Source organism: Streptomyces sp. NPDC107546 (assembly GCF_055639175.1).
In genome coordinates, this window is sequence record NZ_JBVKBA010000011.1 from 211095 (window position 1) to 237182 (window position 26088).

A 26088-nucleotide genomic window follows, 5' to 3' on the forward strand; every position below is an offset into this window, starting at 1 on the left:
TTCGAAGAGCGCATTGCCGTCAGGAAAGTGGAGACATGTCCGGACGGTCTTCCCGGAGGGCGGGTGCGGGGCGTTGCCGCAGCGCAGGCGTGTGTTGTCCGGATGCGGAGGCGGTTCGCGCTTCGCGGCCTCCCCTCACCATGTGAAAGTGGTACGTACTTCCGTACCAGTCAGGTACGATTTTCCGTACCGGTCTAAGAGAGGGAGGTTGCCATGGCCTTCACTGCCAGCGAGGCGCGCAAGGAGCTCTTTCCCCTGATCAAGAAGGTCAACGACGACCACGCGCCCGTACGCATCCACTCCAAGCACGGCGACGCCATACTCATGTCTGCCGAGGACTACGACGCCTGGCAGGAGACCATCTACCTCCTGCGATCGCCGGCCAACGCACGCCGTCTCATGGAGGCTGTCGCCCGCGACCGTGCGGGCCAGACGGGAATCACCAAGAGCCTTGACGACCTCCAAGAGCTGGCTGGTGAGGAGTGAGGGACGTCAACTTCGACCCAGGTGCCTGGGACGACTTCCAGTACTGGCTGGAGACCGACCGAAAAATGGTGCGTCGCATCGTTCGTCTCATCGGCGAGATCCAACGCGATCCCTTCAACGGCATCGGCAAGCCCGAGCCGCTCAAAGGAGACCTCTCCGGCTACTGGTCGCGACGCATCGACGACGAACACCGCCTCGTCTACCGAGTCGATGACAAAGAAGTCAAGATCCTCAAGGCTCGCTATCACTACGCTGACTAGAGTCGGCTGAGGCGAGCCCCGAGGGCCTGGGCGAAGGGATGACCGACACTGCCGACCGGGGAAGTCACCCCGCCACCGCGCGGAACTCGGAAGGCAGCGGGTGGTCTCCCCGAGGCGACCCGCGCCGCACGCACCGCAGGAGACCACCATGGAACTCCTCGAAGAAGCCCCCCACCGCTTCCGCATCGAACGACACGGCGACATGCGCGTCCCGGGCGTCGTCTTCGCCTCCCGAGCCCTGCTGAGCGACGCGCAGCAGGCGCTGGGGCAGGTCGTCAACGTGGCCACGCTGCCCGGCATCGTCGGCGCCTCGTACGCCATGCCCGACATCCACTGGGGCTATGGCTTTCCCATCGGGGGCGTCGCCGCGACCGACGTCGAGGACGGCGGGGTGGTGTCGCCGGGAGGGGTGGGGTTCGACATCTCCTGCGGGGTGCGGTTGCTGGCCGCGGACTGTGATCGTGACGCGCTCCGACCCGCCCTGGACGCGGTCATGGACGGGCTTGACCGGGCCATCCCCCGTGGCGCGGGGCCCGGTGGCGTGTGGCGGCCGAGTGGGCCCGGGGAGCTGGAGCGCGTCCTGGAGGGTGGAGCCGGTTATGCCGTGGAGCAGGGGCATGGTGAGGAACGGGATCTTGCCCGGTGTGAGGACCGTGGAGCGGTGGGTGACGCCGATGTCCGGCAGGTGGGCGGGCGGGCCCGTGAGCGTGGGCTCGGGCAGGTGGGCAGCCTGGGGTCGGCCAACCACTTCCTTGAGGTGCAGCAGGTCGCCGAGGTGTACGACCAGGCGGCCGCCGACGCCTTCGGGATCGCGCGTGGTCAGGTGACCGTGATGATCCACTGCGGGTCGCGCGGGCTCGGTCACCAGATCTGTACCGATCATGTGCGGGCAATGGGTCGGGCCATGGCCCGGTACGGCATCGCCGTGCCCGATCGGCAGCTGGCCTGCACCCCGGTCACCTCACCGGAGGGGCAGGCGTACCTCGGGGCGATGGCCGCCGCTGCAAACTACGGACGCGCCAACCGTCAGCTGCTCACCGAAGCCGCCCGTCGGGTCTTCCGTCGCGCCGCGAGCGTCCGGCTGTCCCTGGTGTACGACGTGTCGCACAACCTCGCCAAGCTCGAGACCCATGACGTGGCCGGGCGGCGGCGTCGGCTGTGCGTGCACCGCAAGGGCGCCACTCGGGCGTTTCCGCCCGGGCACCCCGAGCTTCCCGAAGACCTGCGGGAGCAGGGGCAGCCCGTGTTGATTCCCGGGACCATGGGCACGGCCTCGTACGTCCTGGCGGGGGTGGCCGGGGGAGGTGCCTTCTTCTCCACCTGCCACGGTGCGGGGCGCCGGATGAGCCGTCACCAGGCCGCCCGCTCGATCACAGGCAGGGAGCTGCGGGCAAGGCTGGAGCGGGACGGCATCGCCGCGCGTCCGCTCTCCTGGCGCGGCCTGACCGAGGAAGCCCCGGAGGCGTACAAGGACGTCGGCGAGGTCGTGGCGGCGAGCGAGAGTGCCGGGCTGTGCCGTATCGTCGCCCGCCTGGTGCCGCTCGGTGTGGTCAAGGGCTGATCCACGACCCGTGAACCGTCGACGGCTGCTCAAACGTCCACGATCGCCGTGCACGACCAGCCGTACGGGTCCGGGCCCATGTGCAGGCCGTGCCACGACACGCCCTTCGGTACCGCACCGGTGATCTCCACGTTCGACAGCCCGGTGACCGTCAGCCGCACCTCGAGCCCCTCGTCGTCGGCCTCGGCCTCCACGTCCACGGGCACCTGGCCGTGGACCTCCAGCCGGTAGACGACCTCCTCCAGGAGCGCGGCCAGCAGATCGTCGTCGTCGTTCTCGGCCAGTCGTACGCGCTCCACGGCGGTGGGACGCGCCGTGGACAGGTCCGCGAAGCAGTCCACGAGGCCGGTCGCCGCCTCCGCCAGGCAGCTCTCCCGGCTCACACCCCATGCCTCGATCCGCACATCGGCGGTGTGCGGCACCGTCCGGTGGCCGCTCGAGCCCTGCCGACGCATCGACCTGTCGTCGTCCGTATCGCCGACCATGCCCATCGTGTGCCCCGCTCAACCGCTTCCACACGGGCCGCGACGTTCAAAGCGCGCGGCCCCGGGGCGCCGAGCATCCCCAGGGCCGCGACGAGGTGCGTCGCCCGCCTCACCCCGTGGCGAGCACGGTCCGCTCCTTGTCCTCGCCCTCCGCGTCCACCGCGCTCTCCTGCGCCGTGCGTCCCCGCAGTGCCGTCACCACCAGCAGTGCCGAGAACAGGGCCGCCGAGCCGCACACCACGAAGCCGATCGAGTAGCCGTGGCCGAGGGCGTCCAGGGCGTAGGAGCGGGCCGCGCCGGGCGGGGAAGCGGGCGGTACCGAGTTGAGGGCGAGCGGGCCGCCCTCCTTCAGTACCTCGTGCGCCGCCGCCTTCGACTCCGCGCTCAGCGAGGACGCGCCCGCCAGCGAGGAGGTCACCTGGGCCGCGGCCTGGCTCAGCGCCACGGCGCCGATCACCGCGGGGCCCAGCGTGAAGCCGAAGTCGCGCAGCAGGTTGGTGGCCGCGCTCGCCATGCCCGCGAGCGGCACCGGGACCGTGTTCACGGCGGTCGCAGTGATCGACGACACCGTGAAGGCGAAGCCGATGCCGACCAGCCCCAGCGGCAGGATCAGGGAGGTCAGGTTCTCGTCGCCGACGTCCAGCCCAGCCGCCAGGAAGTCGCCCGCCGCGATCAGCGCCAGACCGGCGGTGAGCAGCGCCCGGGCCGGCAGCCGGTGCAGCAGCCGCGAGGTCAGCGGGGTGAGGACCGGAGTGATGGCATTGAGCAGCAGGAACGCGAAGGCCGTGCGCATCGGGCTCTGGTGCTGGATCGGGCCCAGCCGGATGCTCGCCGCGTACGCCGTGCCCAGGAAGCTGAACATGCCCACGACCGCCACGATCGACGCGATCGCGAAGGAGCGGTTGCGGAACAGGTCCAGGCGCAGGAGCGGGGAGCGGGCGCGGCTCTCGGCGTAGACGAACAGGCCGATGAACACCGCCGCGATCACGAACGCCACGACCACCGGGGTCGACCCCCAGCCGTCCGTCGGTCCTTGGATGACCGCGTACAGCAGCGCGAACAGGCCGACGCCGATGGTGATCTGGCCGCCGACGTCGAGTGAACGGCCCTCCGGGGCGCGGGAGTCGGTGGCCAGCCACAGGCTCACCAGCGCGCTGATCGCGGCCAGTACCGCGACCACCACGAACGCCGAGCGCCAGGAGCCGTACGTGCCGGTGATACCGCCGAGCAGCGGGGCGAGGAAGCCGCCCGCGGACAGGCTGGACGCCCAGACGGCGATGGCTCGGGCCCGCTGGGGGCCGGTGTGCGTGCCGGCCGCGATCATGGCGAGCGAGGTCGGGAAGAGCGCGGCGGCGCCCAGACCGGCCAGCGCCTGGCCCACCCACAGTTGGTGGATGCCGGAGGCGCTCGCGGCGACGACCTCACCCGCGCACAGGAGCGCCGCGCCACCGACCAGCAGCCGTTTGCGGCCGAAGAGGTCACCGAGGACGCCGAAGGAGAGTTCGAGGACGGCTACGGGGAGGAGGAACGCGTCGGAGATCCAGGTGAGCTGGGAGCCGACGGGGTGCAGGTGCTCCTGGAACAGGCCGTTGAGCGTGGCCGGCATCGCGAGGCCGATCTGGGCGAGGCAGACGGCCAGACAGCCGGCGACGAGCGTGCCGATCGGGAGCGACGCACGCGGGGGAGCGGGTGAAGAGGTCGCAGGAGCGGATGTGTCGGACATGAGCGGGTCCCAACGTCAGTGGTGGGTGTGGTGCCGGGGTGCGGGGTGCGGGGCGTGGGGGTCGGGCGGCGGTGCCGTACGTCAGTGGCGGGCGCCGTACCTCACTGGTGGCTGGGGTACGCCGGTCGGTCCCGGCCGACCGTCAGCCGTGCCGGCCGGTACGTGACGTATGCCGCCCCGTCCAGCCCCAGCCCGGTCGCCGACTGCTGGAGCGCCCCCGGCGTCGCAGCGTCGTCCCAGTGGCCGGTGGTGACGCGGTGTTCCAGGGCGTGCAGGGCGGCCACCGTCTCGGCGGTGGTGAACGTGCAGTGGCCCTGCCGCTGGACGTAGGCCTGCCGCAACAGCGCCCCGTCGCCGGAGGCCCGCACCCGGTCGCCGAATTGCCGCTCCTGTTCGACCGGGACCAGGTTGTCGGCCACGGTGTGCACGTCCAGCAGCGGCACGCCGAGGCCCTGGCCCGCGGAGGACGTGCGCTGGGCGGAGCGTACGGCGGCCGGGTCTGCGGTGATCGCGGCGCCCGCCGTCAGGGCCCCCAGGTCGGCGCGCAGGTCCAGGCCGGCTGCCTGGTACAGCGCCCGGACCTGCGGGGAGTGCACGGAACCGGCGAGCAGGCGGGCGTAGTTGACACCCTTGTTCCAGGAGTTGTTGCCGCCGGCGGACTGTTCGATCGCGTACCGGCCGCCCTCGACGAAGGAGAGGATGCCTTGCGCGAACCACGCGTACTGCTGCTTCTCCTGCTCCGCCCAGTCGGTCGGCGCGGGGGCCGTCTCGCCGGGTGCCCACGCGGGCAGGTTCAGGAAGGCGGCCGCCAGCGCGATCCGGGCGCGGCCCTGTGGGGTGGCCTGTGCGGCCGTGACGGCGTCGGTGAGCTTCTTCGCGGTGGCGGCCGCGTCCGCGGCCGACCCGAAGCGGACCAGACCGACGTCCTGCCCGGACAGGAGCAGCCGGGCGATCGTGTACTCGGCGTCGAGCTGGTAGTTGTCCAGGTCGGTGCCGCCCGCGACCAGGCCGCACAGGCCGAGTGCGCCGTCGACGCGGCCGGCGCCGTCACGGGCGATCTGCGCGTTGACGAGCCCGCCCATGGACTGGCCGACGGACAGCGTGCGCCGCGGTGTGCCGATCTTCGCGGTGACCGCGTCGAGCGTGGCGACCTGGTCGCGTTCGGCGCTGGTCAGGGCCCACATCGAGCCATGGGGGTCGTACGACGACCCGGCCATCGCATAGCCCTCGGCGAGCAGCTCGGTGCGTACGGCGTCGGAGGGGGCGTCCTGGGCGACGGTGGGGCCGAAGCCGTGGCTGAACAGGAGCAGGGTGCCGTTCCAGCGGGCGGGGACGTCCGCGATCCAGGTGGCGCCGTCGGCGAGGGTGCCGGTGAGGCGGGTGGCTCCCGAGTCAGCCTGCGCGGCCGGTGCGGGGAGCGTGGTCAGGGCCGCGGACGCCACCGTGGCCAGGGCGGCGAGGGCGATGCGGAGTCGGGTACGGGGACGAGTGCGGGCGGCGCGCATGCGTCGGCTCCTGTCTGGCGGCTCGGGACCGGGGACCGTGCGATTGCTCGATTGCTCGATTGCTCAGTGCACTGAACGTCAGGGAATGTAGGGCTGATTTCTTGCGGGCGTCAATGGAGTGCACAACATCACTTCGCGGCGCCGCGGCGCGGGTCACCTGCCCGAAGGTCCGCTACTGGGCCGCAACCGTCTCGATCAGCCGCCGCGCCGCGTCCCTGGCCGGCGCGTCCAGCAGGCCGTGGACCGCCCGGAACGTCTCCTCCGCGCCGACCGCAGGCCAGTCGGCCGGCAGATGTCGTACGGGCAGCCGGGGATCGCTGCGGATCACCTGCAGCCACTCGGAGGTCAGCCGCAGCCGCAGCGCGAGGGCGTCCTCCGCGGTGATGTCCGCGCCACCCGTCGCGAACGGCCGCCAGGCCGCCTCGAACTCCCGGTAGCGGGCGGCCAGTTCCGCCAGGTCCCAGGTCTCGTCGATCATTCCGGCGATGTCCGTGCCGGTGTCCGCCCGGGCCCGGAAGACCTTCACATGGGCCGCGAGTCCCAGCTCGGCCACGATTCCGGAGACATCGACCTCACCCGGCGCGATCCACAGCCCGCTGAACAGCGCTCCGAACCCCGCCCAGGCCAGCTGCGACCGCAGGTCGTGCCGCTGGCGCTGCCAGGACTCCGGGAGTGAGAAGCCGAGGAGGGTCCAGGTGCCGTCCCAGTCCCGGTTGACCGCGCCCGTCTTCCAGATGCGCCGCTCCCCGTCGCGCAGGATCGCCTCCGAGCGGTCGGTGAGGCCGACGTACGTGCGGCGGCCCTCGCGGCGGCGGGACAGCAGGCCGCGGGCGACCATGCGGGTGAGCGTGGACCGGGTGGCCTGCTCGCCGACCCCGGCGCGCCGGAACACCTCGATGACGCTCCCGGTGTACACGCACACCCCCCGGCCCAGCACCTCGTCACCGAGGAAGCTGAGCAGGAGGGACTGGGGGCGCAGGGCCGGGGTGGTCACGCGGATACAGTACGAGGCCGTGTCATTCGTGACACACTTTCAGTCCTTCGGGTGTTCGCGGAGCAACTCAGGACGAGGGGCCGAGCGAGCGTGCCCTGACCCCCGCCAGATGCGCCGTGAACACCTCGCGCGCCTCGGGCGTCAGGGTGCGCAGCGCCACCAGCGCGGTGATCACCACGTCGCACAGCTCCGCCCGCACGTCCTCCCAGCTGTGTGACGTGCCCTTGCGCGGGTTGTGGCCCGTCGCGCCGATCACCGCCTGCGCGACCTCGCCGACCTCCTCCGACAGCTTCAGCACGCGCAGCAGCAGCTCGTCGGCGCCGTCGTGCGCACGGTTGGCGTCCAGCCACGCGTGCAGCCGGTCGATCGACTCCCAGAGGTCCGCGGACGTCACCTGTTCGGTCATCCCCGCAGACTGCCATGGAAACGGTCACTCCTCGAACAGCGCCTCCTGCTCGCCCTCCGTCTTCTGCCGCAGCCGCTTGGCCCGTGCCCCGACCACCAGCGCCGTCCCCGCCGCCGTCGCCGCGAACGCCGCCGGGACCATCCAGCCGCGGTTGAAGGCGTGACCGGACAGAGCGTCCAGGGAGAGCCGGCCCGGTCCCGTGACCGCCAGGCTCGCCGCCGTCAGACCGAGGGACACCGGGTATTCGAGGCCGCCGCTCTGGGCGAAGAAGCCCTGAGGGGCGTGCACGGCAGCCGCCCCCGCCATCCCGCCGGCCACCGCGGCGCCCGCCGCCGGTGTAGCCAGGCCCAGCGCCAGCAGGGTGCCGCCGCCCGCCTCCACCAGGCCGGAGACCAGCGCGTTCTGCTTCCCGGGTCGATAACCCACGGACTCCATCCACTGCCCGGTGCCCTCCAGCCCACCCCCGCCGAACCAGCCGAACAGCTTCTGCGCACCGTGCGCCGCCAGTACCGCGCCGGTGCCCAGCCTGAGCAGCAGCAACCCCACGTCACGTCGGTCGAAACAGGTCACGGTCACTCCCTGGCAGGCAACAGGAACAGTCCCCTTCGCGTTCCCACCGTCCCACCCGTCACACCGGCCGACCTGTTCACGACGCCGTTCGGGTGGCGCAGGGGCGGCGTCTCGGCGCGAGCCGCGACCGCATCCGTGAAAGGGCTTGCCCTCGCGTGCACTCCAACTCCTACGGTCACCGGCATGGAGAGCATCGAGCACGTCAGGACACTGGGGAGAAGCGGTATCCGGGTCAGCGCCCTCGGCTTCGGCTGCTGGGCCATCGGGGGCGAGTGGGCGTCCCTCGACGGACAGCCCCTGGGCTGGGGGAAGGTCGACGACGAGGAGTCCGTCCGGGCGGTACGGCGCGCCCTCGACCTCGGTGTCACCTTCTTCGACACGGCCGACGCCTACGGCACCGGCCACAGCGAGCGCGTCCTCGCGCGCGCCCTCGGCAAACGGCGCGCCGACGTGGTCCTCGCCACCAAGTGGGGCAACCTCATCGACGAGGAACGCCGGCTGCTCACCGGCAGCGACGACTCACCGGCGTACGCCCGCCGCGCGCTGACCGCCTCCCTGCGCCGCCTCGACACCGATTACATCGACCTCTACCAGCTGCACCTGTCCGACGCGGACCCGGAGCGCGCGGCCGAACTCCGCGACACCTGTGAGGAGTTCGTGCGGGAGGGGCTCATCCGTGCGTACGCGTGGAGCACCGACGACCCGGCCCGCGCCGCCGTGTTCGCCGAGGGGGAGCACTGCACGGCCGTCCAGCATCGCCTGAACATCCTCCAGGACGCGCCCGAACTCCTCGCCCTGTGCGAGGGGTCGACCCTCGCGAGCATCAACCGCAGCCCCCTCGCCATGGGGTTGCTCACCGGCAAGCACACCCCCGGACGCGCCCTGGAGGCCGGCGACATCCGCAACGCGCCGCCCGCATGGCTGCCGGGCTTCACCGAGGGCGGGGGCGCCGACGCCGAGTGGCTGCGGCGCGTCGAAGCGCTCCGGGACATCCTCACCAGCGGCGGCCGTACGCTCGCCCAGGGCGCCCTCGCCTGGATCTGGGCCCGCAGCCCGCTCACCGTCCCCATCCCGGGCTTCCGCTCGGTCGTCCAGGCCGAGGAAAACGCCGGCGCGCTCGCGAAGGGGCCGCTCACCGCCGGGCAACTGGCCGAGGTGGACCGGATCCTGGGGCGATGAGCGCACTCTGACGGTCGCCCGTCGTGGGCGCGGCACAGGACGGGGAGAAGCGGTGGAGCGGTCCCGAGTAAGAAATGCGTGAGGGCTGAGAAAGACGCCCGGGACCAGGTTTTTGCAAGAGAGCGCGTTCTTCGGCCGTTGACGGTGTGCTGCCGGGAAACTCCTGGTGAGTGGTGTGTTCTGAGCCATGGATGTTTCCCGGACATGACCCGGGCTTTGCCGTGCCTTTAACCCCCCGGTGCGTGTCGCCGGGGATTCGCTTTGTACGGTCCCGGGGTGCGTTTTTCCTCTTCGCTTTCCCCGGGTGACGCGCGGCTGTCCCGGCGCGCCGTGCTCGGGCTCGTCGCCGCCGCACCGCTGGCCCTGGCCGCGCCCGCGTCCGCGTCCGAGGCCCCGGCCATCGGTGGCGAACGGCTGGGACTGGCCGGCGTCCAGGTACAGGGGGGCACCCCGCTGCCGAAGAAGCTCACCGCCCGCGCCTGGCTCGTCGCCGACCACGACAGCGGTCAGGTGCTCGCCGCGTGCGACGCGCACCTGCGGCTCGCCCCCGCCTCCACGCTGAAGATGCTGTTCGCGGACACCGTGCTGGGGAAGTTCGAACGGAACAAGACCCACACGGTGACCGACGCCGACCTCGCGGACATCCCCGACGGGTCCAGCCTCGTCGGTGTCAAGCCCGGAATCACGTACACCGTCGAGCAGTTGTGGCTCGGTGTCTTCCTGCGCTCCGGCAACGACGCGGTCCACGTCCTCAGTCATATGAACGGCGGGATCGCGAAGACCGTCGCCGAGATGCAGGCCAAGGCCGAGGACATGCAGGCCCTGGACACCCATGTGGTGAGCCCCGACGGCTTCGACCACCCCGGGCAGCTGTCCTCCGCGTACGACCTGACGCTGTTCGCCCGCCACGGCCTCAGGAGCGGCGACTTCCGCGGCTACTGCTCGACCCGCGTCGCGAACTTCCCGGCAGGCGGGAAGAGGACCTTCCAGATCCAGAACACCGACCGCCTGCTCACCGGCGCCTGGGGTCTTGGCACCTACAAGGGCCTCATCGGCGTCAAGAACGGGTACACCAGCAACGCGGGCAACACCTTCACCGGCGCCGCCACGCGCGGCGGGCGCACCCTCATCGTGACCGTCATGCACCCCGAGCCCGGTGGCAACGGCGTCTACGAGGAGACGGCGTCACTGCTCGACTGGGGCTTCGCGCACGCCGGGAAGATCGAGCCCGTGGGCGCACTGGCGGAGCCGCTCAGCGAGGGCGGGGCGCGGGGGACGCTCGCGCCGGGGCGGCAGGCGTCGGCTCACGGGGCGGCCGCCGAGGGGCACGGTGGCTCGTCGTGGGGGCTGATCGGCGGGGCCGGGGGAGTGGCGGCGCTGCTGGCCGGCGGGGTCTACGCGCTGCGCGGGCGTGGACGCGGACGGCGCAGAGCCGCGGAGGACGGCCGTCGACGGCGTTGAGCGGGACGGAGCATGGGCAGCCGTTCCGTGGTCCGGCGCGTACCCCGCGGTTCCCCGCGAGGTCCACCCCCTGCCGGACCACGGAACGGCTGCCACCCCCCTTGGTGTGGCCTACGGATCCAGGTGCTCCAAGTGTGAAGCTCCCGTGTAGATGTGCTCAGCGTAAGCCCGTCACGGGCCCAGATGGTGCGGAGTTTTACATTCCGTTTGTGGAAGTTGAGTTGTCGACAAAACGCCGTCCCGGGCACCGGGCCCGTCAGCCGCGGCCCACGTACGGCATCGTCGTCGCCAGCACCGTCGCGAACTGCACGTTCGCCTCCAGCGGCAGCTCCGCCATGTGCCGCACGGTGCGCGCCACATCGGCCACGTCCATCACGGGCTCGACCGCCACCTCCCCGTTCGCCTGGAGGACTCCGCGCCTCATGCGGGCGGTCATGTCGGTCGCCGCGTTGCCGATGTCGATCTGGCCCACCGCGATTCGGTACGGACGTCCGTCCAGGGACAGCGACTTGGTCAGTCCGGTCAGGGCGTGCTTGGTCGCCGTGTAGGCCACCGAGTGCGGGCGGGGCGTGTGCGCGGAGATGGAGCCGTTGTTGATGATCCGGCCGCCCTGCGGATCCTGCTCCTTCATCTGCCGGTACGCCGCCTGCGCGCACAGGAACGCGCCGTTGAGGTTGGTGTCCACCACATGCCGCCAGGCGTCGTACGACAGCTCCTCGACCGGGACGCCACCGGGGCCGAACGTGCCCGCGTTGTTGAACAGCAGGTCCAGCCGCCCGAACCGGCCACGCACGGCAGCGAACAGGGCCTCGACCTCCGCCGGCTGCGAGACGTCGGTCCGTACGGCGAGCGTGTCGCCCCCGGGCGCGAGTGCGGCCGTCTCCTCGAGCGTCTCCACACGCCGCCCCGCGAGCACCACCGACCAGCCCGCGCCCAGCAACTCCACGGCGACCGCGCGCCCGATCCCCGAACCGGCGCCGGTCACCACGGCGATCCTCGTCTCCCTGTTGGTCATGGGCCCGCAGCGTAGGCGTGTCCGCCCCTCGGTACACCATCCCGTCCGACCGGTGGGAGCTGAGAACATAAGGGGCGGACCGTAGGACGAGGAGGAACGCATGCTCGAGCGTGGCCGTACCACGCGCGACAGGAAGCAGCCGGAAAGCCACATAACCGAGCCGGAGACGGCACCGTCCGGCACCCCACCGCACATCCGGGGCGCCGTCCAGCGCCGTACCGGTCTGCTGGTCACCTTCCTCCTCGGCGCCCTCACCGCCACGCCCCCGCTCGCCATGGACATGTACCTCCCGTCCCTGCCGGAGGTCACCAGGTCCCTGCACGCGCCCGCCGCGACCGTGCAGCTCACTCTCACCGGCTGCCTCGCCGGCATGGCGCTCGGCCAGCTGCTGGTCGGCCCGATGAGCGACAAGTGGGGGCGCCGCCGCCCGCTGCTCACGGGCCTCGTCGTCTACGTCCTCGCCACCGCACTGTGCGCCCTGGCCCCCTCGGTGGAGGCCCTGGTCGCCTTCCGGCTGGTGCAGGGGCTCGCCGGCGCGGCCGGGATCGTGATCGCCCGGGCCGTCGTCCGGGACCTGTACGACGGTGTCGCCATGGCCCGGTTCTTCTCCACGCTCATGCTGATCTCCGGGGTGGCTCCGATCGTCGCGCCGCTGATCGGCGGCCAGATCCTGCGCGTCACGGACTGGCGGGGCGTGTTCGTGGTCCTCACGCTCGTCGGGATCGCGCTCACCGCGCTCGTGTGGGTGCGGCTGCCCGAGACGCTCGAACCGGCCGACCGGCACGGCGGGGGAGTGGGCGCCGCCCTGCGCTCCATGCGGACGCTCCTGGCCGACCGCGTCTTCACCGGCTACACCGTCGCGGGCGGTTTCGCCTTCGCGGCGCTGTTCGCGTACGTCTCCGCCTCCCCGTTCGTGATCCAGGAGATCTACGGCGCCTCCCCGCAGACCTTCAGCCTGCTGTTCGGCCTCAACTCCGTCGGCCTGGTCGTCGCCGGGCAGGTCAACGGCAAGATCCTGGTCGGCCGGGTCAGCCTCGACAGGGTCCTGGCGGTCGGCCTGGCGGTCGTCACCCTCGCCGCGACCGCGCTGCTGCTGATGGCGACGGGTGCCCTCGGCGAGGTCGGCCTCGCACCGGTCGCCGCCGCCCTGTTCGTGCTGATGTCCGCGATGGGCATCACCCTGCCCAACACGCAGGCGCTCGCCCTGATGCGCACCCGCCACCACGCCGGTTCCGCGTCCGCGCTCCTCGGCACCACCTCGTTCCTCATCGGCGCGGTCGCCTCGCCTCTCGTCGGGATCGCCGGCGAGGACACCGCCGTCCCGATGGCCGTCGTCCAACTGGCGGCCGCACTGGTGGCGGTCGCCTGCTTCGTGGCACTGTGCCGTCCCTGGACCGCACGCGCGGGCGCGGAGGGCGGGGGTACCCCCGGCTCGAGCGCAGCCGAGAGCCTGGGGGAGGAGAACTGAGCGCACCGAGACTGCGCGTCGACACCCCGGAGAGAGCCGGGCTCGACGCGGAGCAACTGCGTCTTCTCGTACGCGAGGTCCACGCCGCCGTCGAGGGGGAGCGCCCCTGGGCGGCCGGCGCCGTGGTGGTCGCCGGGCGCGGACCGGTGATCGCCGTGGAGGAGGCGGCGGGCTGGGCGGTCCGCTACACCGCCTACGACGAGCGGGCCGGCCGGGGTGTGGAACTGCCGCCGCGGGAGCGGGTGCCGATGACCGTGCACACGCCCTTCGACCTGGCCTCGCTGACCAAACTGTTCACGGCGGTCGCCGCGGTGCAGCAGCTGGAGCGGGGCACGCTCGGCATCGACGCGCGCGTGGGGGCGTATCTGCCGGATTTCCTGGCGGTGGCGCACGCGGGGATCACCGTACGGCAGCTGCTCACCCACACCTCCGGGCTGCGGCCCGAACTCCCGCTGTACGACTGCGCGTCACACGAGGAGCGGCTCGCGCTGCTGCGGGCGGAGGCGCCGGTGGGCGAGCCCGGCACGTCGTACTGCTACTCGGACCTGAACCCGCTGCTTCTGCAGTACGTCCTGGAGCGCGTCACCGGCCGCGGCCTCGACGCGCTCGTCTGCGACGGGATCACCCGGCCGCTGGGGATGAGCGCGACGGGCTTCGGCCCGTGCCCTCACGCGGCGGCGACGGAGGACCAGCGGCGGCCGTGGGCCAAGGCGGACCGGGGGATGGTGCGGGGCCGCGTCCACGACGAGAACGCGTGGGCGCTCGGCGGGGTGGCCGGGCACGCGGGTCTTTTCTCGACGGGCCGGGACCTGGCGGTCTTCTGCCGCGCACTGCTGGCCGGCGGCTCGTACGGGACGGCGCGCATCCTGGGTCCCGACTTCGTCGAGCTGATGCTGACCCCGCCGGGGCTGGGCTTCGCGGTGGACCAGCCGTGGTTCATGGGGGAGCTGGCGGGCCGGGGCGCGGCGGGCCACACCGGCTTCACGGGCACGTCACTGGTACTGGACCCGGCGACGGACACGTTCCTGGTGCTGCTCGCGAACACCGTCCATCCGCGCCGCCGGGGGCCGGACAACGGGCCACGGGCACGGGCGGGGGATCGGCTGGCTCGGGCGGTACGGGGAGTGAGCGGTGCGCTCGGGACAGAGGGCCACTCTCGTAGGTGAGTGCCGGTGCCGGCCGGTTCCGTTTCCTGCGGCGGCCGGCTCCGTGTCGATCTACGGGGGCGGATCACCGCTCTGAGAAGTGAGCACCGCTCACCGCCCTAGAATCAGCACGTGAACGCCCCCGACTCCCCAGCCGACGCCCTGCGTGCGGCCCTCTCCCGGCTGCTCGACGGGCTTCCGTCGCGGCAGGCCGCGCAGGCCGTGGACCGGCTGATCGCGAACTACCGGGGGCGGACCCCGACCGACGCGCCCGTGCTGCGGGACCGCTCCGACGTCGTCGCCTACGCCGCCTACCGCATGCCGGCGACCTTCGAGGCGGTGTCTGCGGCGCTCGGGGCCTTCGCGGACACCGCCCCCGGCTGGATGCCCGCGAGCCACGTGGACGTCGGCGGCGGGACCGGTGCCGCGACCTGGGCCGTGAGCGCCACCTGGGGTGGGGAGCGTCCGGTCACCGTGCTCGACTGGGCCGAGCCCGCGCTGGCGCTCGGCCGGGAGATCGCCGCCGCCCATCCGGCGCTCAAGGCCGCGGAGTGGTGCCGCTCTCGAATCGGATCGGCGCTCAACATACAGAGCACTGATCTCGTCACGGTCTCCTACGTCCTCGGCGAGCTGACCGAAGCCGACCGCGCCGCCGTCGTCGACGCCGCGGCCGCCGCCGCCCAGGCCGTCGTGATCGTCGAACCCGGCACCCCCGACGGCTACGCCCGTGTGATCGAGGCGCGCGACCGCCTGATCCGCGCCGGCTTCCACATCGCCGCCCCCTGCCCGCACAGCGCCGCCTGCCCCATCGTCCCCGGCGAGGACTGGTGCCACTTCTCGGCCCGGGTCAGCCGTTCCTCACTGCACCGCCAGGTCAAGGGCGGCTCGCTGGCGTACGAGGACGAGAAGTTCAGCTATGTCGCCGCGGCCCGTTTCCCGGTGCGCCCCGCCGCCTCCCGAGTGGTCCGGCGTCCCCAGATCCGCAAGGGTCAGGTGCTCCTCGATCTGTGCGGCCCGGACGAGGCCCTGCACCGCGACACGGTCACCAAGCGCCACGGGCCGCTCTACAGGGCCGCCCGGGACGCGGACTGGGGTGACGCCTGGCCCGCGTCCCGTGACGATAGGCATGGACAGACCGGGTGAAATGCCGCGATGTCCCCTGATTGCGCACTGCAGTTGGCATCGCCCCGCCCATCCCGGTAGTCAGCTCCGGCCACCCCGCGCGCAGGATGGTGGGACCATAGGGCATGCTGTCAAGACACAGCAGCGAGGCGAGGGGATAGATGAGCGCAGACTTCGGCCGCCGCATGAGCGTGCAGGGCAGGATCTCCCAGTGGCTGCGCGGACGTCGTCCCGCCCGTCTCAAGGAGGACGCCGGCGACGGCGGCCGTGAGGCGATGCTGCTGGCTGCCGCCGCCGCGGGGCTGCCGCTCGCGCCCGCCGCACACCCCGTCGGCTACCGCTGTTCCTGCGACCGCGTCGGCTGTCCCACACCCGCCCGACACCCGGTCTCCTTCGCCTGGCAGACGCAGTCCACCACGGACAGCGCGCAGATCGAGCGATGGGCCCGGTACCAGCCCCAGGCCAACTTCATCACCGCCACCGGGATGGTGCACGACGTGCTCGACGTCCCGCGCGAGGCCGGCGAGGAGGCCCTGGACCGACTGCTCGCGTCCGGTGTCGAGGTGGGTCCGGTCGCCACCACCGGGGACGGCCGCATGCTGTTTTTTACGCTGACCCGCGGCACGCCCGAGGACGAGGACGAGTGGTGGCCGTGCGAACTGGACTGCCACCCCGAGACGATGGACGAGCACCCGGGCCTGCGGTGGCACTGCCGGGGGTCGTATGTGCTGGTGCCTCCGGCGCAGTTGCCGGGGGAGCTGTCGGTGGAGTGGGTGCGGGGGCCGGAGCAGGCGCTGCCGGATCCGCTGAGCCTGCTCGAGGTGCTCACCGACGCGTGCGCGCGGTACGCGGGCGGGGAGAGCGAGTTGGCGGGCTGGCCGCACCGGGGCTGAGTCCGGAAGGCGACCTCCGTCACTGCGTCACTCCCCCTGGGGTGTGTTGTGAAAGTGCTCGCTGTGGGTGACCTACTCCCCCTCGGCCCCGGTGAGCCCCTCCACCCGGCTCACGAACTTCACCGGGCCCTTCCTCGGGTCCAGCACCGCCTGGTTCGACACGTACTCCAGGGTCAGGGACTGCTTGACCTCCCCGGTCAGCAGGGCCTTGATGTTCGGGTCGCTGATGTCGATGTTCACGCCCTGTGCGGCGATCTGCCTCTCGTAGTGGTGTGTGGCGAAGAACACCAGCGCCCCGCCGTCCGTGGTGCGCAGCCCCACCGGGGCGTAGTCGCCGTTCGTCAGCGACTCGTCGACGTACTGCCGGGCCAGCCCGGGCTTGCTCGCGTTCTTCAGCCGGGTGGCGCGCCACTGCGAGGTGTGCGGGCCGGGGGCGAACATGTCCCCGCCGCTTCGCAGATAGGTCGCGTACGCGGTGCTGAGCTTCCGGGGCTGTACGGCGAGCGCCGGGTCGTCCGCGGTGACGGGTTCGGCCCAGCCGTCCTTGTCCGTCTTGAACGCCGGTACGTCGCCGGGCGCGAGGATCGTCAGATACGACACCGCCCACACCTTGCTCGCATCGGAGCGGGTGAAGACGAGCAGCCAATGGGCGTCCGCGCTGCCCTTGTTGGCGCGGGTGTCGGCGACGAACCAGCGCGGCCAGCCGGCCTTCCTCGGGATCGTGAACTTGGCGTCGGTCAGCTTCAGCGGCACGTGGCCGGGGTTGCCGCCCGGGTTGGTCTTGTGGCCGGCCTCCAGTTTGCCGCCGTCGATGGCGCCGAGCGCACCGGTGACCCGGCCCGCGTCCAGAGACCGGTCGTACGCCTTGTCCGCCTTGTTGTAGGCGGTGAGGAAGTCCTCCAGCGCACGGGCCGCCTCGGCGCGTGTCGCCGTCGGTACGACCTCCCGCTCGCCGTGCACCACGACGCAACCGCTCGCCGTCACGGACAGAACCGTCACCGCCGCCGTCGCCAGGGCGAACCGTCCTGGACTACGCAGCGTTCGAGGGTTGCGATCCCCGCGCTCCCTGCTCATCAGTGACCTTCACCTTCCCCTTTCCGGAGGCGAACCCTACCGGGGACAGGAAAAGCGCGAGCGTCGGGATCAAGTACAGCAGCCACACCGTGACCTGAAGGACCGTCGGATCGGGCTGGAAGTTGAACACGCCCTTCAGCAGCGTGCCGTACCAGCTGTCCGGCGGGACGGTGCCGCTGATGTCGAAGGCGAGGCTCGTCAGGCCCGGGATCCAGCCGGCCTCCTGCAGGTCGTGGAAGCCGTAGGCGAGCACGCCCGCGGCGACGACGACCAGCATGCCGCCGGTCCACGTGAAGAACTTCGCCAGGTTGATCTTCAGCGCGCCCCGGTAGAACAGCCAGCCCAGGAAGACGGCCGTGGCGAGACCCAGGGCGACGCCGACGAGCGGGCGCGGGGTGCCGTCGCTCGCCGCGTGCACCGACGCCCACACGAACAGGGCGGTCTCCAGCCCCTCGCGGCCCACGGCGAGGAACGCGGTGGCCACCAGCGCACCCGTGCCCATCGCCAGGGCCGCGTCCAGCTTGCCGTGCAGTTCGGACCTCAGATGCCGGGCGGTGCGCCGCATCCAGAAGACCATCCACGTCACCAGGCCGACGGCGAGGATCGACAGCGAGCCGCCGAGCGCCTCCTGCGCCTGGAACGTCAGCTCCTGTGAGCCGAATTCGAGGACGCAGCCGAAGCCCAACGCGATGGCGACCGCGATGCCGATGCCGGTCCAGATGGGCCTCAGGGCGTCGCGGCGGCCGGTCTTGACCAGGTAGGCGATCAGGATGCAGACGACGAGGCTGGCCTCCAGCCCCTCGCGCAGGCCGATCAGATAGTTGGAGAACACGGGCTACGCCTCCTCGGACAACAGGGTGCGGCCCCACCAGTCGCCGGAGTCCCGGACGCCGGGCGGGATGGCGAAGACGGCCGAACCCACGTGCTGGATGTACTCGTTGAGCGCGTCGTGCGCCGCCAGCCTGCGCTGGAGCGGTATGAATCCCTTGCGCACGTCGCGCTGGTAGGCCAGGAAGAACAGGCCCGCGTCCAGGCGGCCGAGGCCGTCGGTGCCGTCGGTGAAGGAGTAGCCCCGGCGCAGGATGGTGATGCCGTCGTTGGAGTCGGGGTGCGCGAGCCGGACGTGCGCGTCGGGCTTCATCGCCTTCAGGAACGGCTCGTCGTGCTCCTTCGCCCTGCCGACCGGCGCGCCCTCGCGCTTGTCCCGGCCGAAGACGTCCTCCTGCTCCTGCAGCGAGGTCCGGTCCCAGGTCTCGACGTTCATGCGGATCCGCCGGGCGACCAGGTAGGAGCCACCGGTCATCCACGCCGACCCGTCCCCGTCGCCGACCCACACGAACTTCTTCAGCCGGTCCGTCTCCGTCCCCGCGATGTTGCGGGTGCCGTCCTTGAACCCGAAGAGGTTGCGCGGCGTCTGCGCGTCCGGGGTCGTCGAGGAGGTCTTGCCGAAGCCGAGCTGGGACCAGCGGATGGCGACCTTGCCGAAGCCGATGCGGGCCAGGTTGCGGATCGCGTGCACGGCGACCTGCGGGTCGTCCGCGCAGGCCTGGATGCACAGATCGCCGCCCGTGCGGGACCTGTCCAGGTTGTCGCCGGGGAACTTCGGCAGGTCGACCAGCGCCTCGGGGCGCTTGTCCCTCAGCCCGAACCTGTCGAAGAGCGAAGGCCCGAAGCCGATCGTCAGGGTCAGCCGCGAGGGCTTGAGACCCAGCGCCTCCCCGGTGTCGTCCGGCGGCGCCTCGGCGAGCCCGCCGTACGCGCCCTCACCGATGGCCTGCCCGGCCGTCATCCGCCGGGCCGCGGCCGTCCAGTCCTTCAGCATCTGCACGAACTCGGCGCGGTCGTCGGTCTTCACGTCGAACGCGGCGAAGTGCAGCCGGTCCTGCACGGGCGTGGCGATGCCCGCCTGGTGGGCGCCGTGGAACTCCACCGCGCCACCGGCCTGCGCTGCGGCCGGATCCACGTCGTTGCCCGCATTGGCCGCCGCCACCGCGCCACCGGCCACGGCGGCACCGAGCGCGAGCCCGGCGCCTGTCCAGCCGATCAGCGCCCGGCGCGACGGACTGCTCCCCTGGATGTCGGTCATCGTCCTACCCCTGCCTACTTCACGACCGCGGCGGCGAGCCTGGAGAGCGGCTCGGCGAGTGCGTTCACCGCGTCGGACAGCTCCTTCTGCTGGTCCTCGGTGACCTTGTCGTACGAGACGAAGTCGTAGGAGGTCCTGTCCGAGCGGTACTTGTCCAGCAGGGCGCCCAGCGCGGCGAACTGCTTGTCGAGGTCCTTGGTGAGCGCCGGGTCGTTCGCGTCGGCGACCGGCTTCAGCAGCTCGTACGACTTCTGCGCGCCCTCCACGTTGGCCTTGAAGTCGACCAGGTCCGTGTGGGAGTAGCGCTCCTCCTCGCCGGTGACCTTGCCGGTGGCGACCTCGTCGAGGAGTTCCTTGGCGCCGTTGGCCATGGAGGTCGGGGTGATCTCGGCGGTGCCGACCTTCTCCTGCCACTCCTTCAGGTCGGTCACCAGTTGGTCGGCGAGGGTCTTCTCCTCGGCGCCGATCTTCTTGTCCTGCCAGAGGGCCTTCTCCAGACGGTGCCAGCCGGTCCACTTCTGGCCGCCCTCCAGGCCGTCCTCGCGGACGTCGACCTTCGGGTCGATGTCGCCGAAGGACTCGGCGACCGGCTCGGTGCGCTCCCAGCCGAGACGGGAGGGGGCGTACGCCTTCTTCGCCGCCTCCATGTCACCGGACTTCACGGCGTCGGTGAACACCTTCACCTTGGGCAGCGTCTCGTCGGCCTGCGCCTGCGCGTACGCGCGGTAGGCGGCCACGGCCTTGTCCAGGCGCGGGTCGCGCTTGGCGGCGCTGCCGCCGCCGGTGGCCGTGACGTTCTGGCGTATGCCCCTGCCGTTCATGCCCGGCTTGCAGGCGATCTGGTACTCGCCGGCCTTCACCTCGGCGGTGACCGTCTGCTTGGTGCCGGGGCCGATGTTCTCGCGCTCGGCGACGATCCGGTCGTCCGGGAAGAGCAGGTACACCTCGGTCACCTTGGCGCCCTTGTTCTCGACCGCCACCTCGACGTGCCCGGCCGGGAACTCCTTCTTGGACACCTCGCACTTCGAGTCGGTGGCGGACACCCGGATCACGTGGTCGGATCCCTCAGCGGTGCTCTTCTCCGTGCATCCGGTGACGGCGGTCAGAGCCGCCGCGGTGGCGGCGGCGGTGACGACGGAGAGTCGAACGGCTCGCATGCAGGCTCCAGAGAGAATGGTTCGGTGAGGCTTGCCTAATTTAACTGAGCATTACCTGCCCCATACACTTCCGGCCCGTGATTCAGGTCTCACCGGGGTCATCGGGGCTCCGCCCTTCGTTCCCGGTTGGTGTTTGAATGCGCCGGTGACTGACTACGACGTGCTGCGCGTCTTCTGCGGACCCAGCGGCGGCTACGGCAACGAACTCGGCGTCGTCCGGGACGGTTCGCTGATGCCCGGGCAGGACGAGCGACAGGCGTTCGCCGCCAAACTCGGCTTCAGCGAGACCGTGTTCGTCGACGACCCCGAGCGCGGGATCATCGACATCTACACGCCCACGCTGCGGCTGCCGTTCGCCGGGCACCCCTGCGTGGGCACGGCCTGGCTGCTCGATCTGCCCGAACTCCGCACTCCGGCCGGTGTGGTGGGCACGTCAGGACGGCGAGTTCAGCTGGATCGAGGCCCGCCCGGAGTGGGCGCCACCGCGCACGCTGCGGCAGTACGCCAAGGTCGCCGAGGTGGACGGCCTGCCCGTCCCGCCGCCCGGGGAGTGGATTTACGCCTGGGCGTGGGAGGACGAGTCGGCCGGCCGGATCCGGGCCCGGGCCTTCCCCGGCCGCGACGACGGGATCGACGAGGACGAAGCGACGGGCGCGGCGGCGCTCCTGCTCACCGCCCGGCTCGGCCGCGCGCTCAACATCCGCCAGGGGGCGGGCTCACAGATCCTCACGGCGCCGCAGCCGGAGGGGTGGGTGGAGGTCGGGGGCAGGGTGTTTCTGGAACGCCGACCCTAGGCGCTCAGTGGGAACTCCTCGCCCAGAGCCCGGAAGACCGCCGTGTTGAGTGTGTACGCCCGCCGGCACTCGGCGATGACCCGCTGCTTCTCCAGGTCGTCGACCCCGATGCCGTCCAGGAGCGTCCGGTACGTCCTCTTGAACGCCGCCGGGTTGGGGATCCCGTCGAACACATAGAACCGGACCCCGTCACCCTTCCGGGCGAAGCCCCAGGTCCTCTCCGCCGTGTCGCGGATGATCTGGCCTCCGGCGAGGTCGCCCATGTAGCGGGTGTAGTGATGCGCGACGTATCCGCCGGGCCACTGCTCGGCGCACTCCCGCACCCGGCCGGCGTACGTCCGCGTCGCGGGCAGCGCCGTCAGGTGTGCCCGCCACCCGGGTCCGCGCAGATGCGCCAGGTCCCGCTCCAGCGCGGTCAGCCGGAACAGCTCCGGCCGCACGAACGGCCCGGCCACCGGGTCACCCGCCAGCCGGGCGGCGGCGGACTCCAGGGCCTCGTACACGAACCACAGCTGCTCCGTGTACCGCGTGTACGCGTCCACGCCGAGCCTGCCGCCGAGCAGGCCGGTGATGAACGCAGAGGTGTTCGCCTCCCGGTGCTCGTCCTGTGACGCGGTGCGGATGAGCGCCGAGAAGGCCGTGCCGGCCGTCTCCGGGGTGTTCATGGGACCTCCACGGTTTGCCGACACCCTGTCGGCAAAAGCCTACCCGCGATCCACTGCCGGCCCACGCGAAAGAGCCCGCTCTGTGGACAGAGCGGGCTCCGAGGTGTGCGGCGTGGCTACGGCAGCGTGAGGATCTCCGCGCCCGTCTCCGTGACGACCAGCGTGTGCTCGAACTGCGCGGTCCGCTTGCGGTCCTTCGTGACGACCGTCCACCCGTCGTCCCACATGTCGTACTCGTGTGTGCCGAGGGTGAGCATGGGCTCGATGGTGAAGGTCATGCCGGGCTGCATCACCGTGGCCGCGTGCGGGCTGTCGTAGTGGGGGATGATCAGCCCGGAGTGGAACGACGAGTTGATCCCGTGACCGGTGAAGTCCCGCACGACCCCGTATCCGAACCGCTTCGCGTACGACTCGATGACGCGGCCGATGACGTTGATCTGACGGCCGGGCCTGACGGCCTTGACGGCACGGCTCAGGGACTCGCGGGTGCGCTCGACGAGCAGCCGGGACTCCTCGTCCACGTCGCCGACCAGGTAGGTGGCGTTGGTGTCACCGTGGACGCCGCCGATGTACGCCGTCACGTCGAGGTTGATGATGTCGCCGTCGAGCAGGACCGTGGAGTCCGGGATGCCGTGGCAGATGACCTCGTTGATCGAGGTGCACAGCGACTTGGGGAACCCGCGGTAGCCCAGGGTGGAGGGGTAGGCGCCGTGGTCGCACATGTACTCGTGGGCGACCCGGTCCAGCTCGTCGGTGGTGACGCCCGGGGCGATGATCTTCGCCGCCTCGGCCATCGCCTGCGCCGCGATCCGCCCGGCGACGCGCATCGCCTCGACGGTCTCGGGGCTCTGCACCTCGGACCCGGTGTACGGGGTGGGCGCCGGTTTGCCGACGTACTCGGGGCGGCGGATGTTTCCGGGCACGGAACGGGTGGGAGACAGCTCTCCTGGTACGAGCAGCGACTGGCCAGACATGCCAGCGAGTCTATCCAGCGGCCGTGCGGGACCATGGCCGCGGTGAAAGGAGCTCCTGCGATGGCGCTGTTCAGGAAGCGTACGGTCGGCAAGCCGGGCGAGTGGTACTACTGCCTGGTCCACCAGAAGGTCGAGGAGGGCCCGGAGTGCCCGGCGAAGGACCGTTTCGGCCCGTACGCGTCCCGTCAGGAGGCGGAACACGCGATGGAGACGGCACGGGAGCGGAACGTCGAGTGGGAGACGGACCCGCGCTGGCACGACGCGCCTCCGGCGGAACGGGAGGGGGACTGAGCGGGGGCTCGCGCGTCCCGCCGCCGCCGCGCGGCGGGGACAGGAGTCCCCTCACCCGCCTGCCCCGGCGGGCGGGCGGGTGCCCACCGGCCCGGCGCCCGGGGCAACCGGATCTCGGTGGCTACCACCGCGCCGGCGGCGGCTCCGTCAGCTGGTCCGCCAGCCGGGACAGACGGTCCCGGAAGCGGCGGCGGCCCCGTGGGGCCGGCAGCCGGTTCTCCCCGGCCGCCGCACTCACCAGGTGCTGCACCGCGTCCAGGTCCAGATCCGTGTCCTCGGGCACCGCCAGCGACTCATGGGCCAGAGCCGTCAGGTCCCGGTCCCCGGCGTCCAGCGCCAGCACCGTCGCCCCGGCCCGCCGCGCGTCGTGGACCCGCTCCAGCAGCCCCGCCCCCGGCGCGGCGGGCGACACCACCAGCAGGGTCTCCCCGCGCCGCGCCGCCGACAGTCGCCCCAGCCCCACCGCCAGGTGCGCCGGATCCGAGGCCCGCGCCGCGTGCCGCACCAGCGTCGGGGACAGCTCCGGCGTGCCGGACCAGGCCGCCTCGTCTACCAGGTGCGCCGCCAGGTGCCACGGCTCGTAGTCCTGGGTGCCGGCGAGCAGCAGCCCGCCCCCGTGCGACACCACGGACCCGCGCAAGGTCCCCGCGAACCGCCGGGTGGCGACCGGCCACTCGGTCCCGGCGAGCACTTCCCGCAGCAAGGCGACCCGTACGGCGTCCATACGCAGGCATCCTGCCGCAAACGGCTTCTGGGGAGCGGGAGTTCCCCCTGAATTCCCCCGACCCGGGGACGGGTCGGGACCACCGGCCACAGGAGCACCACCGCCCCCACCACCGGCCCTGCGCAGGGGACCTTCCGCCGGATCCCATGACGGCCCTCACCTGAGCGGCGCGGCCGGCCGGGGCGCACGTAGAGTCGGCCCATGACCTCTACCGACAGTGCATCCAAGGCCCCCGCCAAGGACCCCTGGGACCTCCCCGACGTCTCCGGACACGTCGTCGGCGTGCTCGGCGGCACCGGGCCGCAGGGCAAGGGCCTCGCCTACCGGCTCGCCCGGGCCGGCCAGAAGGTGATCATCGGCTCCCGTGCCGCGGAACGCGCGCAGGCCGCCGCCGAGCAGATCGGCCACGGCATCGAGGGAGCCGACAACGCCGAGACCGCGCGGCGCAGCGACATCGTGATCGTCGCCGTGCCGTGGGAGGGCCACGGCCCGCTGCTCCAGTCGCTGCGCGAGGAGCTGGCCGGCAAGCTCGTCGTCGACTGTGTCAACCCGCTCGGCTTCGACAAGAAGGGTGCCTACGCGCTGAAGCCGGAGGAGGGCAGCGCCGCCGAGCAGGCCGCCGCTCTGCTGCCGGAATCGCGGGTCACCGCCGCCTTCCACCACCTGTCCGCCGTCCTCCTGGAGGACCCGGAGGTCGAGCAGATCGACACGGACGTCATGGTCCTCGGTGAGGAGCGGGCCGATGTGGAGATCGTGCAGGCGCTGGCCGGACGCATCCCGGGCATGCGCGGCATCTTCGCGGGCCGGCTACGCAACGCCCACCAGGTGGAGTCGCTGGTGGCGAACCTGATCTCCGTCAACCGGCGGTACAAGGCACACGCCGGCCTCCGGATCACGGACGTATGACCTGATGGGGGACACTGGTCGGCGAAGCAGTTCCGAGCAGTGCGAGCATTCCGAGCAGTGTCCCCCGACAGGAGAGCCGAGCCCATGCCCCGCCTAGCCCTCTACGCCCTCGCCGTCTGCGTCCTCTCCGTTGCCGCGGCCGTCGTCTCCTTCGTCCAGGGCAGCTGGCTCGGCATCGTGTGGATCCTGCTCGCGGGCGTGTCGTCCAACATGACCTGGTACTACTTCAAGCGCGCCCGCGCGGGCCGGTCGGACGGGGCGAAGTCCGTCACGGGCTGACCGAGCAGAACTCGTTGGTGCCCTGCCAGAAGCGGTACAGCTCCTGACCGCAGTACCGGTCGAAGTCGCCGATGCGCAGGCCGTTCAGGATGGTGCCGATCACGTCGAAGAAGGCGTTGTTGACGGACGGCACCCACAGCAGTGCGAACACGAAGAGCAGGCCGAACGGCGCGAAGGGCTCCACCTGGCGCCGGACGCTGTACGGCAGCCAGGGCTCCAGAATGCCGTAGCCGTCCAGCCCGGGCACCGGCAGGAAGTTCAGGATCGTCGCCGAGACCTCCAGCAGGGCGAGGAAGGCCAGGGCGAACCGGAAGTCCCGCGGCACCCCGTCCAGCGCGCCCAGCCAGAACGGGGCCGTCAGGAGCGCCGCGAACACCACGTTCGTCAGCGGACCCGCCGCCGAGATCAGGCTGTGCCGCCAGCGGCCCCGGATCCGGCCCCGCTCGATGAACACCGCGCCGCCCGGCAGACCGATCCCGCCCATGATCACGAAGACCACCGGCAGCACGATGCTCAGCAGGGCGTGCGTGTACTTCAGCGGGTTCAGCGTGAGGTAGCCCTTCGCGCCGACCGAGATGTCGCCGCTGTGCAGGGCGGTGCGGGCGTGCGCGTACTCGTGCAGGCACAGGGAGACCACCCAGGCCGCCGTCACGAACAGGAACACGGCGACGCCGGGCTGCTCGGCGAACCCGCTCCAGGTGGCCCAGCCGGTGACCGCCGTCACGGCCAGAATCCCGACGAACACGGGACTGATCCTGCGGTCACTGCGCCGGGCGGCGGCGGTGGTCATGGGTCTCCCTGATCTCGTACACATACGGCGACGGCCCGACGGTACCGGGCGCACCGGGAAAACGTCTCGCCCAAG

Annotated in this window: 27 protein-coding genes and 1 pseudogene; 13 read left to right on the top strand and 15 right to left on the bottom strand. The window is 71.6% G+C overall.

Annotated features, from left to right (window positions below; all coding sequences use genetic code 11):
• Window positions 1-213 precede the first annotated feature (213 nt).
• From ACZ7L1_RS18840 to ACZ7L1_RS18850, 3 genes are all read left to right on the top strand, one after another.
• The gene (locus tag ACZ7L1_RS18840; protein ID WP_263229610.1) at window positions 214-486 is read left to right on the top strand and encodes a type II toxin-antitoxin system Phd/YefM family antitoxin; all 273 of its coding nucleotides are present in this window, start codon (window positions 214-216) and stop codon (window positions 484-486) included.
• A complete protein-coding gene (locus tag ACZ7L1_RS18845) occupies window positions 483-746 on the top strand; it encodes a Txe/YoeB family addiction module toxin (protein WP_471438457.1) in 264 nt (87 codons plus the stop codon). The genes ACZ7L1_RS18840 and ACZ7L1_RS18845 overlap by 4 nt, the downstream gene beginning before the upstream one ends.
• Window positions 747-894: 148 nt before the next feature.
• Window positions 895-2307, top strand: coding sequence for an RtcB family protein (locus ACZ7L1_RS18850; RefSeq protein WP_471438459.1), 1413 nt, complete (start codon window positions 895-897; stop codon window positions 2305-2307).
• A 29-nt stretch (window positions 2308-2336) separates the two neighbouring features.
• Here the strand turns inward: ACZ7L1_RS18850 and ACZ7L1_RS18855 are convergent, their stop codons facing one another.
• The 6 genes from ACZ7L1_RS18855 to ACZ7L1_RS18880 form a co-directional block, all read right to left on the bottom strand.
• Window positions 2337-2792 carry an archease gene (locus ACZ7L1_RS18855; RefSeq protein ID WP_471438460.1) on the bottom strand — a complete coding sequence of 152 codons (456 nt, stop codon included), beginning with the start codon at window positions 2790-2792 and terminating at the stop codon, window positions 2337-2339.
• 109 nt (window positions 2793-2901) lie between these two features.
• On the bottom strand, window positions 2902-4515 hold the full coding sequence (locus tag ACZ7L1_RS18860; RefSeq protein WP_471438462.1) for an MFS transporter: 1614 nt from the start codon (window positions 4513-4515) through the stop codon (window positions 2902-2904).
• Window positions 4516-4616: 101 nt separating this feature from the next.
• A complete protein-coding gene (locus tag ACZ7L1_RS18865) occupies window positions 4617-6020 on the bottom strand; it encodes an alpha/beta hydrolase (protein ID WP_471438464.1) in 1404 nt (467 codons plus the stop codon).
• A gap of 172 nt (window positions 6021-6192) precedes the next feature.
• Window positions 6193-7020 (bottom strand): PaaX family transcriptional regulator, encoded by an 828-nt coding sequence (locus ACZ7L1_RS18870; RefSeq protein WP_471438541.1) that lies wholly within the window; start codon window positions 7018-7020, stop codon window positions 6193-6195.
• Window positions 7021-7081: 61 nt separating this feature from the next.
• Entirely contained in the window at window positions 7082-7420 is a 339-nt protein-coding gene (locus tag ACZ7L1_RS18875) for a MazG-like family protein (RefSeq protein ID WP_471438465.1), read from the bottom strand.
• Window positions 7421-7444: 24 nt separating this feature from the next.
• The gene (locus ACZ7L1_RS18880) at window positions 7445-7990 is read right to left on the bottom strand and encodes a DoxX family protein (protein WP_471438468.1); all 546 of its coding nucleotides are present in this window, start codon (window positions 7988-7990) and stop codon (window positions 7445-7447) included.
• A gap of 183 nt (window positions 7991-8173) precedes the next feature.
• Here ACZ7L1_RS18880 and ACZ7L1_RS18885 point away from each other — a divergent pair, with 183 nt between their 5' ends.
• Window positions 8174-9169 (top strand): aldo/keto reductase, encoded by a 996-nt coding sequence (locus ACZ7L1_RS18885; protein ID WP_471438470.1) that lies wholly within the window; start codon window positions 8174-8176, stop codon window positions 9167-9169.
• A gap of 276 nt (window positions 9170-9445) precedes the next feature.
• Window positions 9446-10630, top strand: a complete 1185-nt coding sequence (locus ACZ7L1_RS18890; RefSeq protein ID WP_471438472.1) for a D-alanyl-D-alanine carboxypeptidase family protein — start codon at window positions 9446-9448, stop codon at window positions 10628-10630.
• A 256-nt stretch (window positions 10631-10886) separates the two neighbouring features.
• Here the strand turns inward: ACZ7L1_RS18890 and ACZ7L1_RS18895 are convergent, their stop codons facing one another.
• Window positions 10887-11645, bottom strand: a complete 759-nt coding sequence (locus tag ACZ7L1_RS18895; RefSeq protein WP_471438473.1) for an SDR family oxidoreductase — start codon at window positions 11643-11645, stop codon at window positions 10887-10889.
• A gap of 100 nt (window positions 11646-11745) precedes the next feature.
• Here ACZ7L1_RS18895 and ACZ7L1_RS18900 point away from each other — a divergent pair, with 100 nt between their 5' ends.
• The 4 genes from ACZ7L1_RS18900 to ACZ7L1_RS18915 all read left to right on the top strand — a co-directional run bounded on the left by ACZ7L1_RS18900 (window position 11746) and on the right by ACZ7L1_RS18915 (window position 16273).
• Complete coding sequence (locus tag ACZ7L1_RS18900) at window positions 11746-13113, top strand: multidrug effflux MFS transporter (RefSeq protein WP_471438475.1); 1368 nt, start codon at window positions 11746-11748, stop codon at window positions 13111-13113.
• Between the two features lie 11 nt (window positions 13114-13124).
• On the top strand, window positions 13125-14279 hold the full coding sequence (locus ACZ7L1_RS18905) for a serine hydrolase domain-containing protein (RefSeq protein WP_471438542.1): 1155 nt from the start codon (window positions 13125-13127) through the stop codon (window positions 14277-14279).
• A gap of 111 nt (window positions 14280-14390) precedes the next feature.
• Window positions 14391-15401 carry a small ribosomal subunit Rsm22 family protein gene (locus ACZ7L1_RS18910; protein ID WP_471438476.1) on the top strand — a complete coding sequence of 337 codons (1011 nt, stop codon included), beginning with the start codon at window positions 14391-14393 and terminating at the stop codon, window positions 15399-15401.
• A gap of 140 nt (window positions 15402-15541) precedes the next feature.
• Entirely contained in the window at window positions 15542-16273 is a 732-nt protein-coding gene (locus tag ACZ7L1_RS18915) for a bifunctional DNA primase/polymerase (protein ID WP_471438478.1), read from the top strand.
• 72 nt (window positions 16274-16345) lie between these two features.
• On the opposite strand, the gene ACZ7L1_RS18920 is transcribed toward ACZ7L1_RS18915, so the two are convergent.
• The 4 genes from ACZ7L1_RS18920 to efeO are packed head-to-tail and all read right to left on the bottom strand — an operon-like array spanning window position 16346 to window position 20590.
• Window positions 16346-17347, bottom strand: a complete 1002-nt coding sequence (locus ACZ7L1_RS18920) for an SCO2278 family lipoprotein (protein WP_471438479.1) — start codon at window positions 17345-17347, stop codon at window positions 16346-16348.
• Window positions 17304-18179, bottom strand: a complete 876-nt coding sequence (gene efeU, locus ACZ7L1_RS18925) for an iron uptake transporter permease EfeU (RefSeq protein ID WP_471438481.1) — start codon at window positions 18177-18179, stop codon at window positions 17304-17306. Before efeU ends, ACZ7L1_RS18920 begins: the two co-directional genes overlap by 44 nt.
• 3 nt (window positions 18180-18182) lie before the next feature.
• Complete coding sequence (gene efeB / locus ACZ7L1_RS18930) at window positions 18183-19433, bottom strand: iron uptake transporter deferrochelatase/peroxidase subunit (protein WP_471438483.1); 1251 nt, start codon at window positions 19431-19433, stop codon at window positions 18183-18185.
• Window positions 19434-19447: 14 nt separating this feature from the next.
• Window positions 19448-20590, bottom strand: coding sequence for an iron uptake system protein EfeO (efeO, locus tag ACZ7L1_RS18935; protein WP_471438484.1), 1143 nt, complete (start codon window positions 20588-20590; stop codon window positions 19448-19450).
• A 145-nt stretch (window positions 20591-20735) separates the two neighbouring features.
• Between efeO and ACZ7L1_RS18940 the strand changes: the two are divergent.
• Window positions 20736-21384 (top strand): annotated as a pseudogene (locus ACZ7L1_RS18940) (PhzF family phenazine biosynthesis protein).
• Here the strand turns inward: ACZ7L1_RS18940 and ACZ7L1_RS18945 are convergent.
• Window positions 21381-22049 carry a biliverdin-producing heme oxygenase gene (locus ACZ7L1_RS18945; protein ID WP_471438485.1) on the bottom strand — a complete coding sequence of 223 codons (669 nt, stop codon included), beginning with the start codon at window positions 22047-22049 and terminating at the stop codon, window positions 21381-21383. The pseudogene ACZ7L1_RS18940 and the gene ACZ7L1_RS18945 sit on opposite strands and share 4 nt — an antisense overlap.
• A gap of 116 nt (window positions 22050-22165) precedes the next feature.
• A complete protein-coding gene (gene map, locus ACZ7L1_RS18950) occupies window positions 22166-23023 on the bottom strand; it encodes a type I methionyl aminopeptidase (RefSeq protein WP_471438486.1) in 858 nt (285 codons plus the stop codon).
• 60 nt (window positions 23024-23083) lie between these two features.
• Between map and ACZ7L1_RS18955 the strand changes: the two genes are divergently transcribed.
• A complete protein-coding gene (locus tag ACZ7L1_RS18955; protein ID WP_471438488.1) occupies window positions 23084-23314 on the top strand; it encodes a hypothetical protein in 231 nt (76 codons plus the stop codon).
• A 121-nt stretch (window positions 23315-23435) separates the two neighbouring features.
• On the opposite strand, the gene ACZ7L1_RS18960 is transcribed toward ACZ7L1_RS18955, so the two are convergent.
• Window positions 23436-24038 carry a hypothetical protein gene (locus tag ACZ7L1_RS18960; protein ID WP_471438490.1) on the bottom strand — a complete coding sequence of 201 codons (603 nt, stop codon included), beginning with the start codon at window positions 24036-24038 and terminating at the stop codon, window positions 23436-23438.
• Window positions 24039-24239: 201 nt separating this feature from the next.
• Here ACZ7L1_RS18960 and npdG point away from each other — a divergent pair, with 201 nt between their 5' ends.
• Together npdG and ACZ7L1_RS18970 are read left to right on the top strand one after the other, a co-directional pair.
• Window positions 24240-24944: an NADPH-dependent F420 reductase gene (gene npdG, locus ACZ7L1_RS18965; protein ID WP_471438491.1), complete on the top strand. Its 705-nt coding sequence runs from the start codon at window positions 24240-24242 to the stop codon at window positions 24942-24944.
• An 84-nt stretch (window positions 24945-25028) separates the two neighbouring features.
• Complete coding sequence (locus ACZ7L1_RS18970; protein ID WP_471438492.1) at window positions 25029-25223, top strand: hypothetical protein; 195 nt, start codon at window positions 25029-25031, stop codon at window positions 25221-25223.
• Here ACZ7L1_RS18970 and ACZ7L1_RS18975 read toward each other — a convergent pair.
• Window positions 25213-26013: a site-2 protease family protein gene (locus tag ACZ7L1_RS18975; protein WP_471438494.1), complete on the bottom strand. Its 801-nt coding sequence runs from the start codon at window positions 26011-26013 to the stop codon at window positions 25213-25215. The two genes, ACZ7L1_RS18970 and ACZ7L1_RS18975, sit on opposite strands and share 11 nt — an antisense overlap.
• Window positions 26014-26088 lie beyond the last annotated feature (75 nt).